Source organism: Dyella caseinilytica, from assembly GCF_016865235.1.
In the GTDB taxonomy this organism is placed as follows: Bacteria; Pseudomonadota; Gammaproteobacteria; order Xanthomonadales; family Rhodanobacteraceae; genus Dyella_B; species Dyella_B caseinilytica.
This window is the reverse complement of sequence record NZ_CP064030.1, coordinates 1,095,690-1,112,660: the sequence shown is the minus strand read 5'-3', so window position 1 is coordinate 1,112,660 and position 16,971 is coordinate 1,095,690. Positions and strand designations below refer to the sequence as shown.

Below are 16,971 nucleotides of genomic sequence, written 5' to 3'. Positions count from 1 at the left end.
TAACTTTGGCGAGAGGAGCCGTCTTACCTCACCGTCATCCCGGCGAAAGCCGGGATCCAGCGACTTTGGTGCAGAAAGACACTGGATCCCGGCTTTCGCCAGGATGACGGTGAGGCGTAATGAGACATCTCGAAAATGCACAGATCTGCACTCTTTACGCGACAGAAAAACAGCGCTGCATATCTGCTATTCAAAGCGGCCCACTAAACGTATTGCACTGCTGGATATCGCCACTCTGCAGGCCGGTCTTGAACCACTTCACACGCTGCGCGGATGTGCCATGCGTGAACGAATCCGGCACCACGGTGCCGCGGGCTTCACGCTGTAAGGTGTCGTCGCCGATCTGGCTGGCGGCATTCAGTGCTGACTCAACGTCGCCAGGCTGCAACCATTGCAAGCGCTGCTGGGTGCGATTGGCCCAGACGCCGGCAAAACAATCCGCCTGCAATTCCTGTCGTACCGACAAGCCATCGGCGCCTTCCATCGGCACACCTTGCCGCTGCAACTGACTCACTTTGGCAAAGATGCCCAACTGGTTCTGCACATGATGGCCCACCTCATGAGCGATCACATAGGCGCGGGCGAAATCACCGCTGGAGTGAAAGCGTGTATCCAGTTCCCGGAAGAAATCCAGGTCCAGATAAACCTTCTGGTCCCCCGGACAATAGAACGGCCCCACCGCGGTTGATGCCGCACCACACGCGGTATTTACACCGCCACTGAAGAGATCGAGCTTAGGATCGACATAGGTGCGGCCCATGCTGCTGAAAATATCGCCCCAGGTCTTTTCGGTCGATCCGAGAATGCGCGACACGAATTCCTTTTGCTGCGGATCGACTTGTGCCGGTTGGCTGCTCGGTGCGGAGGTACCTGGCTGACCACCGCTCTGGTCCAGCAAGGCCAGCGGATTCTTGAAGAAGATCCAGCCCAGTAAAGCCAGGATGATCAGACCGCCGATCCCCATGCGGCCACCGCCAAAACCGCGGCCGCCACCACCGCCGCCGCTATCGACTTCCACATTCTGACTTTCTTCGCCTTTCTGCCAGTCCATACATCCCCCGACTCAATACGTTGTCAATGCGCCGTCCGGCCACCCTGGCCGCTGCCCACAGCTTCGCACCAAACCGCTAAAGTGGCATCTCCTTGCCACATGAGTTCATCATGATCCAAAACCTGCCCGCCCTGGTGACGCTGCTGACGGTCGTCCTGCAATTCGGCGTGATGTTCGCCGTGGGTCACGCACGCGGGAAATACGGCATCGTAGCCCCGGCAACCGTCGGACATCCCGCCTTCGAGCGCGCCTATCGCGTACAGATGAATACGCTGGAAAACACGGTGATGTTCCTCCCCACATTGTGGCTGGCCGCACATTACGGTTACGTGTTTTGGGCAGGGCTGGCCGGCTTGGTTTGGGTGCTTGGGCGTGCCTGGTATGCACTGGCCTATCTGCAGGATGCCAAGAAGCGAGGCCCGGGCTACCTCGTCAGCATGGTGGGCTGGGGGGCACTCGCGGTGATGGCGGCGCTGGGGTTGGTACGTGCCACGCTGGCAGGCTGAAGCCCCACCATGACGATATGGCCCAGCAGGCCGGCACCGCCGGCGGGCACGATGCGAATCCCGGGCGTACTGTATGCGCTCGGTCTGATCGTGATTTATTTTCTGCTGCAGATAGCCGCCGGTACGGTGGTCAGCGCGGCGATTGGTTTGCTGGAGACGCTGCGCCATCCGGATCTCTCGCATGCACAAGTGCACGCGCGCGTCTGGCACACATTGTCCAATCCCGACAGCAATGCGCTGCTGGTGATCCTGGGCTTACCGCTCATCGCCTTGCTGATGTTCTGGCTCGTGCATCGTGCATGGCCTGCGTTGTGGCCACGGCCAAGACCGCCAGGTTTCGGATGGCATGCACCGTTGTCCGCGCATTGGTACGTGGCGGCTTTGTTGATGGGCCTGATCATGCCGCCTATCGGCGCGATGATCACGAAGCTGTTGGCGCATGGTCACGACATTACCCAGAACGTGGAAGAACTCAGCCGTCAGGCATCGGGCAATCTGCGCCTGCCGCTGGCCATCGTGGCTATCACGGTTGGTCCCATGATCGAGGAATTGCTGTTCCGCGGTGTGCTGCTTTCCGCGTTGATGCATCGACTCTCCACACGCTGGTCGGTCGCGATCTGCTCGACGCTGTTTGGCGTTGTGCATCTGGGCGGTCTGGATTTTCAGTGGTACGCCATACCAAACCTGATCCTGCTCGCTGCGGTGCTGTGCTGGCTACGGCTTAAATCAGCCTCCCTGTGGCCTGCGGTCATCACGCATGGGGTCTACAACTTGTTTGCGCTGATTGCACTGTTTGCTGCGACATAAGCCGGTGCGTATGAGCGTTACACCGGCACAACCAGATTGAAGCGTTTGAGCAACCGCACTGTTTCGAACAACGGCAATCCCATCACACCGGAATAACTGCCATCAAGGTGTTCGATCAGCGTGGCGCCACACCCCTGGATCGCATAAGCGCCAGCCTTGCCGAAGGGTTCACCGCTGGCGACGTAGGCGGCAATGATGGCTTCATCGAGCGGCGCGAAGCGAACACGCGACACGCAGACATCACCTTGCTCGCGCCCTTCCGCCACTAGCCAAACGGCTGAAATCACTTCGTGCGTACGCCCGGAAAGGCGACGCAACATCGCTGCCGCATCATCGGCATGTTGCGGCTTGCCGAAAACATCGCCATCCAGCACTACTTCGGTATCCGCGCCGAGCACGACCGCATCTACGCCATCGTCCGCCTGCAAGCGCGCGAGCCCTGCACGCGCCTTATCGCGTGCGACCCGGTGAACGTAATCCTGCGGTGATTCATCTACCGCGCGATGCTCGGGCACGTTAACGTCCTGCACGGAAAAAACCAGCCCGGCTTGTTGCAGTAATTCGCGACGGCGCGGTGATTGCGAAGCAAGATAAAGCACGCCTTCCTCCATCAATAATGATCACGTCGAGCATAACGTGGCGTGACGATGACTTGTTTACTTCGCCCGCAATGATCGCGCGAACACCAACGCCGCATCGATCAATTTGCGGCGCAGCGCGTCGTCGCCATAGGCTTCGGGAGCGGCTCGCACCCAACCATCCATGTGACGGCTGCCGGACATCATCGGCACGATACTCGGCACATGCAGCGCCCATCCATACTGGCCTTTGCCCAAGCGCACCAACATGCCGTCATGGCGGGCACCGCAAAGCAGATTGCCGTTGAACAGCCAGGCCCAGCCGCCGAACATCGCCTTCTGTGTGATGCCATGTTCATCGGCCAATTCATCGTTCAACAGTTCTTCCAAACCCTTGTCTCGTGCCATGCAAACTCCCTGTTGCCACTCACATAGGTAGGGCCGTGGTCTTCTTGACGGTACGTAACGCCAACGTCGACTGCACGCGTACCACACCTGGCAACTGAGTCAGGATTTCGGTGTGGATACGTTCGAAATCTGCGGAATCGGCATAGACCACGCGCACCATGTAATCGGCGGTGCCGGCGAGCAGACAGCATTCCGTGACTTCCGGATGCCGTTGGATGGCCGCCTCAAATGCATCCAGCGCGGCACGGCCCTGTTGGTCGAGCGTCACCAGCACGAACGCCGTGCCTGGCAGACCGGCCGCTTTCTCGTCCAGCAACATCACATAACCTGAAATCAGCCCTCGCTCCTCAAGCAATTTGACCCGTCGCAGGCACGCCGATGGGGACAGATTGATCTGTAAGGCAAGATCCTGATTGGCCAGACGGCCATCCTGCTGAAGTAGTCGGAGGATGGCCCGATCCCGGTCATCCAAAGGGGGAAAGTTATTCGTCATACCTGCCACGAATACCAGATTATTTCGAATTTCATACGAAATTTAAGCCTAATCAGGCTCATAATCAGCGAGAAATTGTGCAATGTCTCGATCATACTGCGATCCGCGCGAAACCGGGAGGTCCGGTACGCGACCACCCTTTTTCAGAGAGAATATTCATGCGCATCGGTGTGCCGAAAGAGATCAAGAATCACGAGTATCGCGTAGGCCTCGTCCCATCATCCGTGCAGGAACTGGTGCATAACGGCCACCAGGTCATGGTGCAGAAGGATGCCGGTATCGGCGCGGGCCTGACCGATGCCGACTACATCGCCGCCGGCGCCACGATCGTCGACAATGCCGACCAGATCTTTGCCGAAGCCGACATGATCGTGAAGGTGAAGGAGCCGCTGGCCGTCGAGCGCAAGAAGCTCCGCAAGGGCCAGATCCTGTTCACCTACCTGCACCTGGCTCCCGACGCCGAGCAGACCCACGACCTGGTCGCCTCCGGCGCCATCTGCATCGCTTATGAAACGGTGACCGCCGCTAACGGCGCGCTGCCCTTGCTGACTCCGATGTCCGAAGTCGCCGGTCGCCTGGCTCCGCAGGTGGGTGCGCACTCGCTGGAAAAAGCACAGGGTGGACGCGGCGTGCTGCTCGGCGGCGTGCCGGGCGTGCCGGCCGCTGAAGTGGTGATCCTGGGCGGCGGCGTGTCTGGCACCCATGCGGCCACGATCGCCGTAGGCATGGGCGCCAAGGTGACCGTGGTTGACCGTTCGGCTGACGCCCTGAAGCGTCTCGCCACCCAGTTCGGCACCTCGATCTCCACCGTGTTCTCGACCCGCTCCGCCATCGAGGAACTGGTGCGCCGCGCCGACCTGTTGATCGGCACCGTGCTGGTACCGGGCGCTGCGGCACCGAAACTGGTCACGCATGACATGGTCCGCACGATGAAGCCGGGCTCGGTGATCGTCGACGTCGCCATCGACCAGGGCGGCTGCGTTGAGACCTCGCATGCCACCACGCATTCCGACCCGACCTACGTGGTCGACGGCGTCGTGCATTACTGCGTCGCCAACATGCCGGGCGCCGTGGCGCGTACGTCGACGTTTGCACTCAATAACGTCACCCTGCCGTTCGCACTGTCGCTGGCCAACAACGGCTGGAAGAAGGCGCTGGCGCAAGACGTCCATCTGCGCAACGGCCTGAATGTGTTCGAAGGCAAGGTGACCTGTGAGCCGGTAGCTCAGGCGCACAACCTGCCGTACGTGAAGGCTGAAACGGCGATCGGGCTGTAATCAGCATAAAGCTGCATCGACTTCCTCCCCTTCTTGGCAAGGGGAGGGAGTCATATCTGGCACGCTTCAAACTCTCGCGCACATCACGCGCCCACCGGTACGCAATCCGTCCTTACGGCGATATAGATATCGCAGATTGAGCGTATCCGGATCATAGGTTTCCGCTTCGCTGAAACCTAGCTCAAGCAACTGCTTCTGCAGCACGGCAGGATCAAAAGCAGAAATCCACGGCTCACCCACTGCCGCCGCACGTTGCCCCATCACTTCGCCGATGACACGCTGGATCGGATTGAGCATGGCTTCGGGCACGCGGTAATCGAAACAGATGGAACTGCCTTTAGGTCGCTGTGCGACGAAACCCAAGGTCTCCATGATGGCCGTTTCAGTGAGATACATCGTCACACCCAGCCATGAAAAACAAGCCGGCTGATCGCTGCGAAAACCAACATCCGCCAGCCCTTGCGCGAGCGTGCCACGCTCGAAATCCACGGGTGCGAAAACCAGGCTTTCCGGCGAGGCAATCTCCGCTTCATGCAGGCAGCGCCGCTTCCATTGCTGCGTCGATGGATGATCGACTTCGAACACGCGCAGATCCACGCCGTGATGCGGGTTGCGGTAAGCAAAGGTATCGAGTCCCGCACCCAATACCACGTATTGCCGAACGCCCGCATCCACCGCACGCGCCAACTCATCTTCCGCCACGCGGCTACGCACCACCAACGCGGCGCGCAAACCACGCGCAAGCGGTTCATTGTAGGCATAAGGATCTTCGCGCAGTTCCGCCTCGAATTCGGCACCGAGGATCGGCAAGGCAATCGGGTCGTCCAGCACCACAGGCTCGTCGAGCAATTGATGCACCGCTCGCAACGTGGCAACGCGCCATGCCGTGCGGCTTGGTTCGCCGGTCTGGATGATGTTTTCCGTCGTGACTGTCATGCCACAGTTCCATCCGTCGGTTGAGTTAGCAGAGCGTAACCCAACCTACGTCAGCGCCAACACATATTCGCAAAAATGCTTTTCGCGCTGCCATCCCAGCGATTCGTACAACGCTTGTGCAGGCTGGTTATCCAACGCCGTCGCTAGCGTCATGCTGACAGCGCCAAGCTTGCGTGCAAGATCCGCCGCGACAGTCATCAATGACTTGGCCACGCCCTGCCGCCGCGCATTAGCTGACACAAACAGATCGTTGAGCAAATACATGCGCGTCGCACTCACCGAAGAGAACAACGGATAAAGCTGGACAAAACCAAGTCCTGCACCCCGCTCATCGCTTGCCAGCAGAATCACTGATTCGTGGTGCGCAAACCGCTCGGCAAGAAAACGCCGCCCACGCTCTGGATCCGTGGGTTGCAGGTAGAACTGTCGATAGCCGTCGAACAGCGGCACCAACGTGTCGAGATCATGGATGGTGGCTTGGCGAATGCTGAAGCTCATGCGGTCTCCTGGGATAAGGCGCGATACATCACCGCGCCGGAGACTTATGTCGGCCTGCGTTACGCGCGATGGTAGGGATGACCGGCAAGCAAGGTCGTTGCGCGATAAAGCTGTTCGGCCAGCACCAACCGCACCAGCATATGCGGCAAGGTCAGCGGACCCAATGACCACTTTTGATCAGCACGCGCCAAAACTTCAGCAGAGTGGCCATCTGGACCGCCGATCAGAAAGGCCAGATCGCGGCCGGCCATGCGCCATTTCGCAAGTTGCTCTGCGAGTTCTTCACTGGACCAGGTCTTGCCGCGGCCATCAAGTGCGATGACGTGAATGTCGCGAGGTAACGCAGCGAGGATGGCAGCACCTTCATCTTGCATCGCGCGCGCATCATCGCGGCCCTTGCCGCGTGTGCCGGGCTTCAGTTCGATCAATTCAAGAGGCAAATCGTGGGATAGCCGTTTGCGGTATTCGGCAAACCCTTCCGCTACCCATGCGGGCATGCGTTCGCCGATGGCGATTAGGCGGGCACGCATGCTAGTGAGCCTGCCTCGTGCCCTCGCGTGGTCCGCGCCGGGATCTGTTTGCACGCAGGACAAGGAAGAACGAGGGCGTGTATGTCGATACACAACTGAGTGATGACGTAGGCATACGGGCAAACAGACCCGGCCCGAAGGGTTGTTTCTGAGAGGCCGCCATGCGGCAGCGCGCGGCTTGGCCATACAGTGAGTATGGCTCTGCGTCACGCACTGCCACCTGACGGCCTCTCAGAAACAACGCGGACTACGCGAGGGCATGAGGCAGGCTCATTTATTAGCCCGTTGCCAGGGCAGCTTCGCCCTCGGCGTCGCGGTCACCAACGGTCCACAGGCGTTCCAGCCCATAGAATTCGCGGATGCGCGGCAGCATGACGTGCACGATTACGTCACCCAGATCCACCAGCACCCACTCCGCTTCCTGTTCGCCTTCGACACCAAGCGGCATCACGCCCGCCTTTTTGGCGAACTTGACCACTTCGTCGGCGATGGATTTGACGTGGCGTGCCGAGGTGCCGGAAGCAATCACGAGCAGGTCGGCTATAGAAGTTTTGCCGCGAACATCGATCTCACGAATGTCTTTGGCTTTGAGATCTTCAAGTGCGGCGATAACGGTCTTGCGCAGGGTGGCCGTGTTGACGGCCTTGGCATGGTGGGATGTGATCAAGAGTTGGGGCCTCTCAGCGTATCGACTGCGCGGGATGGCGCGGCTGCAGTATATCCGCCTTGCCATGACAGCAGGTCAAGCGGTTTGGCGGCCCCCGCCCCGTTCAGAGTCGGGATCGGCGCGACAGCGGCTCAGGCACGGAACAGCAAGCGGCCGCCCAGCAGCGCATTAGTCACGATCACGATGCCCACCGCGATCGCGTGCATCAGCAGATCGGACGCCGCGGCGTCGAAGTTGTGACAGATCTCCAGCAGGCTGGCCGAGGCTGACGCGCTGGCCAGGCCCACCAAGACCGCCGTCAGTACCGGCCGCAGCGGGCAGGCGCGCCGTAACAGCCAGATGAGCAAGCCCGACAGCGGGATCGAGAAACTGACGATAAAGATCAGGCAATGATTGGCTTCGTGCAGATCCAGCACCGCCATGCCCGGAATGTGCGCCCGCAAACAGCCCAGGCCGCTCGCGCCGATCCACAACACGGCGCTGGGCACCGGCAGCCACATCCAGCGCAGGGAGCGGCCCGGCACTGCCAGCGCAAAGGCCGACAGGGACGCCGTGATGGCCGTAGTCACCGCCCCGATGGCCGCCCAGCCCAGGTCCGGCGCCGCAGCCCAGCGATGCAACATGGTGCTGGCGCCATAACGGACGAACAGCACGACGGCAATGACCGCCACCACCAGCAGCCAGCCCAACGCACGCCGCCACGGCGGCGCCAAGCGCCGCACCGGCGTCAGTTCGGCGCCGAGCACGTCGATCAAGGCTTCGTGGCGCGATGCGTCGGACATCGGATCAGCTGTCTCCATTCAGTCGATCGCGCAAGGTCTTCAATGCGCGATGCAGGTTCACTTTCAATGCGCCGGTATTGCGACCGGTATACTTCGCCGCCTCAGCCAGCGAGCGCTCCTTCAAACCCAACTGCTCGACAGCTTCGCGCTGGCCCGGCGGCAAGGTATCGATAGCTTTGCGCAAGCGCATCGCTTCCTGCGCCCGCTCGGCACTGGCGGTGGCGTCGTCGCGATCGGCATGGTTGTCATAGGCCAGCTCGTCGTGCACTTCGCGTCGATCGCGCCGGCCCTGCCCGCGCAAGACATCGATCGCACGGCGCGCGGCAATCGCCGCCAGCCATGCATCGTACGAACGGGCAGGATCGAAGGTGTGGCGAACGCGATGCACGGTCAGCAGGGTTTCCTGCACCACATCATCCAGCGCGTCTGTCGCCACACCCTGTCGCCGCGCCACCGCCCGAATCAACCCGACCGATTCGTTCAGCAAGCGCGCATAGGCGCGCTGGTCGCCTGCTTGCGCGGCGGCCATCCATGCTGCCCGTTGCCGGTCAGTCTGTTCGCTGGCGCTGTTGAATTCGGCTTGCACGGACGTGTCGATACCCGGGGCTTGGCGTAAACGCTCCCGTAGTAGTACCCACGTTCCGTCAAAGGTCAAGGTATTCAAAGCCAGGATTTGCGACATCGCTGCATACATTCGGGCGCCTCTTGCTACTTTCGCTCCAGGACGTACGCCCGTTACAGAAACGAAACCGCGTCATACATGTTTGAATGAATCGGTCCACCCGCGGACGTAACCGGCGCATCATGAGCAGCGAATAGTCGACTGAAACGAATCCAACGAGCCGATACATGCTCCTGCTGATTGCAACCTTCCTGGGCGGCCTGATCACCATCCTCAGCCCGTGCATCCTGCCGATCCTGCCCTTTGTCTTTGCGCGGGCGGACCGCCCTTTCCTACGCAATGGCCTGCCGATGCTCGCCGGCATGATGCTTACCTTTACGCTGGTCGCCTCGCTGGCTGCCGTCGCTGGCGGCTGGGCTGTACATGCCAATCAGTACGGGCGCTATCTCGCGTTGGCGGTGTTGGCGATATTCGGCGCAAGTTTGCTTTCGTCACATCTGGCCGACTGGATCAGCCGACCGTTTGTGAAGCTGGGCAATACACTCAGCCAGCGTTCGTCGCTGCAGAAGGATTCGCCCTGGTCTGCAGCAGGTCTGGGCATTGCCACCGGTTTGCTGTGGGCACCCTGCGCTGGCCCCATCCTGGGCACGATACTCACCGGCGCCGCGCTGAATGGCGCCAATGTGCAGACTGCGTTGCTGCTGCTCACCTATGCGGGCGGTGCCGCCGTTTCGCTGGCGCTGGCGCTGCTGGTGGGCGGCCGTGTCTTCGCCCTGATGAAACGCTCGCTGGGTGCGGGCGAATGGGTACGCCGTGGCCTGGGCGCACTGGTGCTCTGTGGCGTCGTGGCCATTGCGCTCGGTGTAGATACGGGTTGGCTGACGCGTGTTTCGCTAGCCAGCACCAACGGCATTGAACAACACCTGCTCGACGCTGTACGACCTGCCCCGGTTGCCGCATCACCTGCGCCCAAAGCCGGTGACAAGCTGCCGGTGGAAGGCGAATTGCCCGCCCTGTCCGGCGCGACGCAATGGATCAACAGCCCGCCGCTCACACCTGAATCGTTGCGTGGCAAGGTGGTTGTGGTCGATTTCTGGACCTATTCCTGCATCAATTGCATCCGTTCTCTGCCTTACGTGAATGCGTGGGCGCAGAAATACCGCGATCATGGATTGGTGGTGATCGGCGTGCATTCACCGGAATTCGCTTTCGAGAAAGATCCCGCCAATGTTGCCAAGGCCGTGCGTGATTTCGGCATCACCTATCCGGTGGCCGTCGACAGCAACTATGCCATCTGGCAAGCCTTCAACAACGAATACTGGCCCGCGCATTACTTCATCGATGCCCAAGGCCAGATTCGCGGCCATCATTTCGGCGAAGGCGACTATGCCGGCAGCGAAGACCTGATCCGCCGCCTTCTGAGCGACGCCGGCTATACGAACCTGCCCACTGGCTACGTGCAACCCAACGCTGCTGGCGCGGAAGCCGCCAGTTCCGGTGATACGAACCGCTCACCGGAAACCTATGTCGGCTATGCGCGCAGCGAACATTTCGCCAGCGGACAGATTGCACACGACGACAGCTTGAACTATCACGCTCCCGACACATTGCAGATCAACGAATGGGCGTTGAACGGTCATTGGATCGTCGGCAAACAAAGCGCGAAACTCGATCAAGCAGACGGCAGCATCGTCTACCGCTTTCAAGGCCGTGATTTGCATCTTGTGCTTGGCCCGGACAGCGACGGCAAGCCCGTACGCTTCCGCGTCACACTCGACGGCAAGGCGCCAGGTGCGGATCACGGCGCGGATATCGATGCCGACGGCAACGGTACCGTCACCAGCCAGCGTCTTTATCAGCTCGTACGCCAGACGCACGGCACCGGCGATCGCGTTTTCGAAATCACCTTTCTTGATTCTGGCGTACACGTCTACGCCTTCACTTTCGGCTGAGACTCACAGGAGATTCGCATGAGCTCCACGTTCGCCAACAAGACCATGGATCGGCGCCGCTTCCTCCTCACCGTATTCGGTGGTGGTGCCGCACTTGCCGTTGGCAGCGTGTCGGCCATCCGCCTGCTTGGAGGAAAAAATCGCAACGTCATGACAGCCGCCACTCCGGCGGCCATGCCGGCGCAAGACATGCTGCTCGAATGCTTCTCCGACGATGACGGCCACAATCTCGGCCCCTGTCATGTTCAAAAACTGGTGCTAACCGATGCGCAATGGCACCAGCGTCTTTCCGACGCTGCCTTTAACGTGATGCGCCGTGCCGGCACGGAGATGGCATTCAGCGGATCGCATGAAAAACCCAACAGCAAAGGTCTCTATCGTTGCGCGGGTTGCAGTACCGCGTTATTCGATGCGGCGACACAATTCGACTCCGGCACCGGCTGGCCAAGTTTCTGGCAGCCGATTGCGAAGCAGAATGTGATCGAGAATCGCGACACCAGTTACGGCATGGTTCGCACTGCTGTTACTTGTGCGGGCTGTGATAGCCATCTTGGGCACGTGTTTGATGACGGGCCGGCGCCGACGGGGTTGCGTTATTGCATGAATTCGGTGGCGATGAGTTTTGTGGCGTTTCGAGTGAGTTGAATCCGATGCGCACGGCATTGGTTGGGTTTGCGCAGCATCACCTGACAAGATCTGCAGCACGCCCTCAATGCGCAAACGATTCGCGATAAGGTGCCAACAACGCCGGATCATCAAACAACCCGGCAGGCAGCAGATAACGCGGATCCCTTCCCACGGCAAGCAACTCGCGAATACGTGTCGCAGAGACCTCCAGCGGCGTCACCACCAGCTCGATCATGCGCCCCGCCGGCTGTCTGCGAATAACGGCAAGATCCTCCGTGCGGCGCGGCGCCACTGCGCGCTCCAGCTCGACTGAAATACATGTATCAACGCCAGGGCGATTGATCACGCCGATATGCGTGACGTCGAACAATTCGCGCCAACGCTGCCAGCTGCGCAATCCGGCAAAAGCATCGGCACCGAGCAACAGCACCAGCGGGCGATCTCCGAATTCCTTGCGCAGTTCATGCAAGGTATCGATGGTGTAGGAAGGCCCGCTGCGGTCCAGTTCGCGCGTATCGAGCGTCAGGCGCGACTGCCCGCGCAACGCGGCACGCAGCATCGCCACACGTTGTTCCGCGCTGGCGGTGGGTGGCAGACGATGAGGTGGCACGCTGGCTGGCATCAAGCGCACTTCGGCGTCGAGCAGTTCGGCGGCTTCCCAGGCAACGCTGAGGTGACCGATGTGAATCGGGTCAAAGGTGCCGCCAAAGATCGCGAGCGGTTTCATGCAAGGCTTCCTACTGACCGTACCTGCGATTCATTACGCCAACGCCTGCGCTGCACGCGGCTCGGCGATCGCCGCGATCAAACGCTGGGTTTGTAGCCACGCGTCACCGGCCTCGCGCCCTTTGGCGATGCGGTCGATACGCGCAGCGCGCGCCAGGCATTGCATCCAGTGTTCGCGTGGAGCGCGGCGCAACGCCTTGCGGAAAAGTTGTTCGCGCGCGGGCCACAAGCGTTCGGCGCGAGCTTGTGCAGCGAAGTCGTGGGCGTTGGCCAAGCGCAGCGCCAATTGCAGTTGATTGACCAGCCAGCCCATCAAGGCGATGAGTTCGTCGCCTTCGGCGCGCAGACCATCGAGAATGCGCAAGGCGCGCGCGCCGTCGCCACCCAATGCCGCATCCGTGAGCTTGAACGCATCGTAGCGTGCGTTATCGGCGACCAGATGTTCCATCTCGGCAGCATCGATCCTGCCCTGCCCGTGCAGTACTACCAGCTTGTCGATTTCCTGCGCAGCGGCGAGCAGATTGCCTTCTACACGCTCAGCAAGCAGGGAAACGGCCTCGGGCGAAGCGGTGAGACCTCGTGACGCAAGGCGTGCACCGATCCAGGCTTCCCACTCGTTCGGCCGCGGCGCATTGAACACTACCAGGGCACCCGCGCTGTCGACTTGCTTGGTCCACGCACCCTCGTGCTTATTGCTCCACTCCACCGCCGTAATCAGCAGAGTGACGTCAGGCGGTGGATTGGCACAGAACTCGGTAATCGCCTTGGCGCCTTCGATGCCGGGGCGACCGGTGGGAAGGCGTAGATCAAGCAGGCGGCGCGTAGCGAACAGGGACATGCCGGCGGCAGAGCGGGCCAGTTCATCCCAGTCGAAATGTGCGACGACATCGAGCACGGTGCGCTCGGTGTAACCGAGCTTGCGCGCTTTTGCGCGCAAGGCATCGGCAGCTTCAAGCACCAGTAACTCTTCGCCGGCGAGCAGGTACACGGGGCTCAGGCTGTTGGCAGCCAGTGCCTTCTGCCACTGCGCGTGGTTAAACGGCATAGGACTTAATCGCCGCTATCGAACGACGGATTCATATACTGGGTCGGCTCCTGCGTGGTGCTGGCATCCGCCGGCAATGGTCCCGCCGCTTTGGCTGCAGCTGCCTCGCCATGCTTCGCAACGGCTTGCAGACGGAACAGCATCGCCTGGATGGCGTCATCGATCAGGCTGCCCTGGATTTGCTCCATCTGCGATTGCGTACCCACCACCTGGCTGGCCTCGTAACTGTATTCGCGCTGCAGGTTGATGGTTTCCATCGGTACGAGCGTCTTGCCGTTGGCATCGGATGCGGTAAACGCAACATGGAAGCGCACGGCGAATTCGGTCACCTGTGCAGCACCGCTGATCGTCAGACTCTGGACGGTGAAGTTCTGCGCCGGCACATGCAACTCGGCAATGCCCGGGCCGCCCTTGTCCTCAATAACTACGTTCGATGCCAGCAAGGCGCGCGCCAACTTGCGCTGGAAATCGCCGCCGCCGCTGACCGTGATGTGCACGCGCTCCATGCCCTTGGGCAAGGCCGCGCTGCCACGCAGGTGGAAGCCGCAGGCCGCGAGTGCAAGCACGGACAGCAGTGAAACGATCTTGAGCATGCGGTGGTTCATGAAATCATCCTGCGACGATGTTGACGATCTTGCCGGGCACGACAATGACCTTGCGTACAGTCTGGCCTTCGAGGAAAGCTGCCACATTCGGGTTCGCACGCGCCAGCGCCTCGGCCTCCTCCTTCGAGGCGCTGGCCGGTACCTCGATGGTACTGCGCAGCTTGCCGTTCACCTGAACGGCCAAGGTCAGCGAATCGCGTACCAGCGCCTGTGGATCCACCTTCGGCCACGGCTGGTCATCCAGCACGCGCTGCGAATGACCAAGCGCCTGCCACAGCGTATGGCTGACATGTGGCACTACCGGGTTGAGCAGCAGCACCATGGTTTCCAGCACTTCGTGACGCACAGCGCGGCCCTGGTCGCTCTGATCGGAGAACTTGCTCAAGGCGTTGAGCAGTTCCATCAGCGAAGCAATCGCTGTGTTGAAAGCATGGCGGCGGCCGAAGTCGTCGCTGACTTTCTGGATGGTTTCGTGCAGTTGGCGGCGCAGGGCTTTCTGACCGGCATCAAGCGCCGTCAGATCGACCTCTGGATGATCCGGCTGACTGACGTGCGTGAGCACTTCACGCCAGAAGCGGCGCAGGAAGCGCGCCATGCCTTCCACACCGGCTTCGCTCCATTCCAGCGACTGTTCCGGTGGCGCGGCGAACATGGAGAACAGGCGTACGGTGTCCGCACCGAATTTCTCCACCATGGTCTGGGGGTCGACGCCGTTGTTCTTGGACTTGGACATCTTCTCGATGCCACCGATCAGCACCGGCTTGCCGTCGGCCTTCAGCACCGCACCCGTGACGCGCGCTTTTTCATCGCGATGGATTTCGACGTCAGCGGGATTGATCCAATCCTTCGAACCATCAGCGTTTTCGCGATAGAAGGTCTCGGCAATCACCATGCCCTGGCACAGCAGATTGGTAGCGGGCTCATCCGATTTGACCAGACCCGCGTCACGCATCAGCTTGTGATAGAAGCGGAAATAGAGCAGATGCAGGATCGCGTGTTCGATGCCGCCGATGTATTGATCCACCGGCAGCCAGTAGTTGGCACGCTCGTCCACCTGACCGTTCGCGCCCGGGCTGGTGTAACGGGCGTAATACCAGCTCGATTCCATGAAGGTATCGAAGGTATCCGTTTCGCGTTCGGCTGGACCACCACACTGCGGACAGGTGGTTTTGCGCCACTCGGGATCGGCCTTGATCGGCGATTGCACGCCGGAGAAAGCGACATCTTCCGGCAACACCACCGGCAGTTGGTCTTCCGGCACCGGCACGGCATCGCACTGCGGGCAATAGATAATCGGAATGGGGCAGCCCCAGTAGCGCTGGCGGCTAACGCCCCAGTCGCGCAGGCGCCAGTTGACGCGGCGCAAGCCCTTGCCGTTCGTCTGCAGCTTATCGGCGAGGAAGTCGAAGGCTTCACGATAGGTCTTGCCGTCGAGATCGCCAGAGTTCACCACACGCATATCAGCGCGGGTCTTGTCCGAATACCACTCTTTCCAATGCTGCGGGTCGTACTCAGCATCGGCGCCCTCGACCGCAATCACTTGCTTGATCGGCAGCCTGTATTTGTGCGCGAACTCAAAATCGCGTTCGTCATGGCCAGGCACCGCCATCACCGCGCCGGTGCCGTAGCCCATGAGCACGAAGTTGGCCACCCACACCGGCACCTTGTCGCCCGTGATGGGATGAATAGCGAACAGGCCGGTCGGCATGCCGCGCTTTTCCTGGGTTTCCAGCTCAGCCTCGGACACGCCGCCATGCTTGAGTTCATCCAGGAACGCAGCCAGCTTCGGATCGCTCTTGGCCGCCTTGAGCGCCAGCGGATGTTCGCCGGCGATGGAAACGAAGGTCACGCCCATCAAGGTATCGGGACGCGTGGTGAAAACCGTGAGCGGCTCGGCTTCCTGCTCTGACGCAGAGTGTTCCACCGCGAAGTGGATTTCCAGACCTTCGCTGCGACCGATCCAGTTGCGCTGCATGGTTTTCACTGCATCCGGCCAGCCGGGCAGTGTGTCCAGGCCGTCGAGCAGTTCCTGCGCGTAATCGGTGATCTTGAGGAACCACTGCGGGATCTCGCGCTTCTCCACCAGCGCGCCGGAACGCCAGCCGCGGCCATCGATCACCTGCTCGTTGGCCAACACGGTCTGGTCGATCGGATCCCAGTTCACCACCGCGTTTTTGCGGTAGGCCATACCCTTCTTCATCAACCGCGTGAACATCAGCTGTTCCCAGCGATAGTAGTCCGGGCGGCAGGTGGCGAATTCGCGTGACCAGTCGATGGCGTAGCCCAGCGACTTGAGCTGCTCACGCATGTGGTCGATGTTCTTGTAAGTCCATTTGGCTGGCGCGGTGTTGTTCTTGATCGCCGCGTTTTCCGCCGGCAAGCCGAATGCGTCCCAACCCATGGGTTGCAGCACGTTCTTACCGTTCATGCGCTGGAAACGGCTGATCACATCGCCGATGGTGTAGTTGCGCACATGGCCCATGTGCAGCGCGCCGGATGGGTACGGCAACATGGCCAGACAGTAGTACTTGGGACGAGAGGGATCCTCTTTTACCTCATACGCGTGCTGCGCGTTCCAATACTGCTGCGCGGCGGATTCCACCGCCTGCGGGTTGTAATCGTTCGTGGAACCCTGGTCTTGAATGTCCTGCATGATCCGGCGCCGTTATGCGTTTTCGCTAGCGCAAGGCGTCCATCGCCATGCGCTGCGTTGAACGCGCCAGACTAGCAGAAATGGCATAAAACATGGCTCTTTGCGCTGGCCTCCTCTCCCCTCCGGGGAGAGGATTGAGGTGAGGGGCCAAGGCTTGCGCCGGCCGCCGGGCGGAGCAACATCAAAACTCTTGTCAACGCTTGGATGC

General features: G+C 60.8%; 19 protein-coding genes. 5 read left to right on the top strand and 14 right to left on the bottom strand.

Translation table 11 applies throughout. From position 1 onward, the window contains the following. Positions 1–190: 190 nt before the first annotated feature. On the bottom strand, positions 191–1,051 hold the full coding sequence (gene ypfJ / locus ISN74_RS04560) for a KPN_02809 family neutral zinc metallopeptidase (protein WP_188797809.1): 861 nt from the start codon (positions 1,049–1,051) through the stop codon (positions 191–193). A 113-nt stretch (positions 1,052–1,164) separates the two neighbouring features. Between ypfJ and ISN74_RS04555 the strand changes: the two genes are divergently transcribed. Next, a complete protein-coding gene (locus ISN74_RS04555; protein ID WP_188799514.1) occupies positions 1,165–1,557 on the top strand; it encodes an MAPEG family protein in 393 nt (130 codons plus the stop codon). A 51-nt stretch (positions 1,558–1,608) separates the two neighbouring features. Further along, positions 1,609–2,364: a CPBP family intramembrane glutamic endopeptidase gene (locus tag ISN74_RS04550; RefSeq protein WP_203546701.1), complete on the top strand. Its 756-nt coding sequence runs from the start codon at positions 1,609–1,611 to the stop codon at positions 2,362–2,364. Positions 2,365–2,381: 17 nt separating this feature from the next. Here the strand turns inward: ISN74_RS04550 and ISN74_RS04545 are convergent, their stop codons facing one another. Genes ISN74_RS04545 through ISN74_RS04535 form a run of 3 tightly spaced genes read right to left on the bottom strand, consistent with a single transcriptional unit; the run spans position 2,382 to position 3,843 of the window. After that, positions 2,382–2,963, bottom strand: a complete 582-nt coding sequence (locus ISN74_RS04545; RefSeq protein ID WP_229679005.1) for a Maf family protein — start codon at positions 2,961–2,963, stop codon at positions 2,382–2,384. 57 nt (positions 2,964–3,020) lie between these two features. Further along, positions 3,021–3,350, bottom strand: a complete 330-nt coding sequence (locus tag ISN74_RS04540; protein ID WP_188797803.1) for a TfoX/Sxy family protein — start codon at positions 3,348–3,350, stop codon at positions 3,021–3,023. Between the two features lie 19 nt (positions 3,351–3,369). After that, the gene (locus ISN74_RS04535) at positions 3,370–3,843 is read right to left on the bottom strand and encodes an Lrp/AsnC family transcriptional regulator (RefSeq protein WP_188797801.1); all 474 of its coding nucleotides are present in this window, start codon (positions 3,841–3,843) and stop codon (positions 3,370–3,372) included. Positions 3,844–4,001: 158 nt separating this feature from the next. Here ISN74_RS04535 and ald point away from each other — a divergent pair, with 158 nt between their 5' ends. Continuing rightward, positions 4,002–5,120 carry an alanine dehydrogenase gene (ald, locus tag ISN74_RS04530; RefSeq protein WP_188797800.1) on the top strand — a complete coding sequence of 373 codons (1,119 nt, stop codon included), beginning with the start codon at positions 4,002–4,004 and terminating at the stop codon, positions 5,118–5,120. A 66-nt stretch (positions 5,121–5,186) separates the two neighbouring features. Here ald and ISN74_RS04525 read toward each other — a convergent pair whose 3' ends face one another. The 6 genes from ISN74_RS04525 to ISN74_RS04500 form a co-directional block, all read right to left on the bottom strand. Beyond that, the gene (locus ISN74_RS04525) at positions 5,187–6,056 is read right to left on the bottom strand and encodes a class I SAM-dependent methyltransferase (RefSeq protein WP_188797797.1); all 870 of its coding nucleotides are present in this window, start codon (positions 6,054–6,056) and stop codon (positions 5,187–5,189) included. Between the two features lie 45 nt (positions 6,057–6,101). Continuing rightward, positions 6,102–6,554, bottom strand: coding sequence for a GNAT family N-acetyltransferase (locus tag ISN74_RS04520; protein ID WP_188797794.1), 453 nt, complete (start codon positions 6,552–6,554; stop codon positions 6,102–6,104). Between the two features lie 59 nt (positions 6,555–6,613). After that, complete coding sequence (rlmH, locus tag ISN74_RS04515; protein WP_188797792.1) at positions 6,614–7,084, bottom strand: 23S rRNA (pseudouridine(1915)-N(3))-methyltransferase RlmH; 471 nt, start codon at positions 7,082–7,084, stop codon at positions 6,614–6,616. A 277-nt stretch (positions 7,085–7,361) separates the two neighbouring features. Next, a complete protein-coding gene (rsfS, locus tag ISN74_RS04510) occupies positions 7,362–7,751 on the bottom strand; it encodes a ribosome silencing factor (protein WP_188797790.1) in 390 nt (129 codons plus the stop codon). A gap of 131 nt (positions 7,752–7,882) precedes the next feature. Beyond that, complete coding sequence (locus tag ISN74_RS04505) at positions 7,883–8,533, bottom strand: NrsF family protein (RefSeq protein ID WP_188797779.1); 651 nt, start codon at positions 8,531–8,533, stop codon at positions 7,883–7,885. 4 nt (positions 8,534–8,537) lie between these two features. Continuing rightward, entirely contained in the window at positions 8,538–9,215 is a 678-nt protein-coding gene (locus ISN74_RS04500) for an RNA polymerase sigma factor (protein WP_308420745.1), read from the bottom strand. Positions 9,216–9,382: 167 nt separating this feature from the next. Between ISN74_RS04500 and ISN74_RS04495 the strand changes: the two genes are divergently transcribed. Together ISN74_RS04495 and msrB are read left to right on the top strand one after the other, a co-directional pair. Continuing rightward, the gene (locus tag ISN74_RS04495; protein WP_188797777.1) at positions 9,383–11,107 is read left to right on the top strand and encodes a cytochrome c biogenesis protein DipZ; all 1,725 of its coding nucleotides are present in this window, start codon (positions 9,383–9,385) and stop codon (positions 11,105–11,107) included. Between the two features lie 18 nt (positions 11,108–11,125). Then, positions 11,126–11,752 (top strand): peptide-methionine (R)-S-oxide reductase MsrB, encoded by a 627-nt coding sequence (gene msrB / locus ISN74_RS04490; protein WP_229679003.1) that lies wholly within the window; start codon positions 11,126–11,128, stop codon positions 11,750–11,752. Positions 11,753–11,816: 64 nt separating this feature from the next. On the opposite strand, the gene nadD is transcribed toward msrB, so the two are convergent. From nadD to leuS, 4 genes are read right to left on the bottom strand one after another with little or no spacing between them, the layout of a single operon-like run. Next, the gene (nadD, locus tag ISN74_RS04485) at positions 11,817–12,461 is read right to left on the bottom strand and encodes a nicotinate-nucleotide adenylyltransferase (RefSeq protein ID WP_188797774.1); all 645 of its coding nucleotides are present in this window, start codon (positions 12,459–12,461) and stop codon (positions 11,817–11,819) included. A gap of 33 nt (positions 12,462–12,494) precedes the next feature. Then, positions 12,495–13,505, bottom strand: a complete 1,011-nt coding sequence (holA, locus tag ISN74_RS04480; protein WP_188797772.1) for a DNA polymerase III subunit delta — start codon at positions 13,503–13,505, stop codon at positions 12,495–12,497. A 5-nt stretch (positions 13,506–13,510) separates the two neighbouring features. Continuing rightward, the gene (locus ISN74_RS04475; protein ID WP_188797769.1) at positions 13,511–14,110 is read right to left on the bottom strand and encodes an LPS-assembly lipoprotein LptE; all 600 of its coding nucleotides are present in this window, start codon (positions 14,108–14,110) and stop codon (positions 13,511–13,513) included. 4 nt (positions 14,111–14,114) lie between these two features. Next, positions 14,115–16,763 carry a leucine--tRNA ligase gene (leuS, locus tag ISN74_RS04470; RefSeq protein ID WP_188797767.1) on the bottom strand — a complete coding sequence of 883 codons (2,649 nt, stop codon included), beginning with the start codon at positions 16,761–16,763 and terminating at the stop codon, positions 14,115–14,117. Positions 16,764–16,971 lie beyond the last annotated feature (208 nt).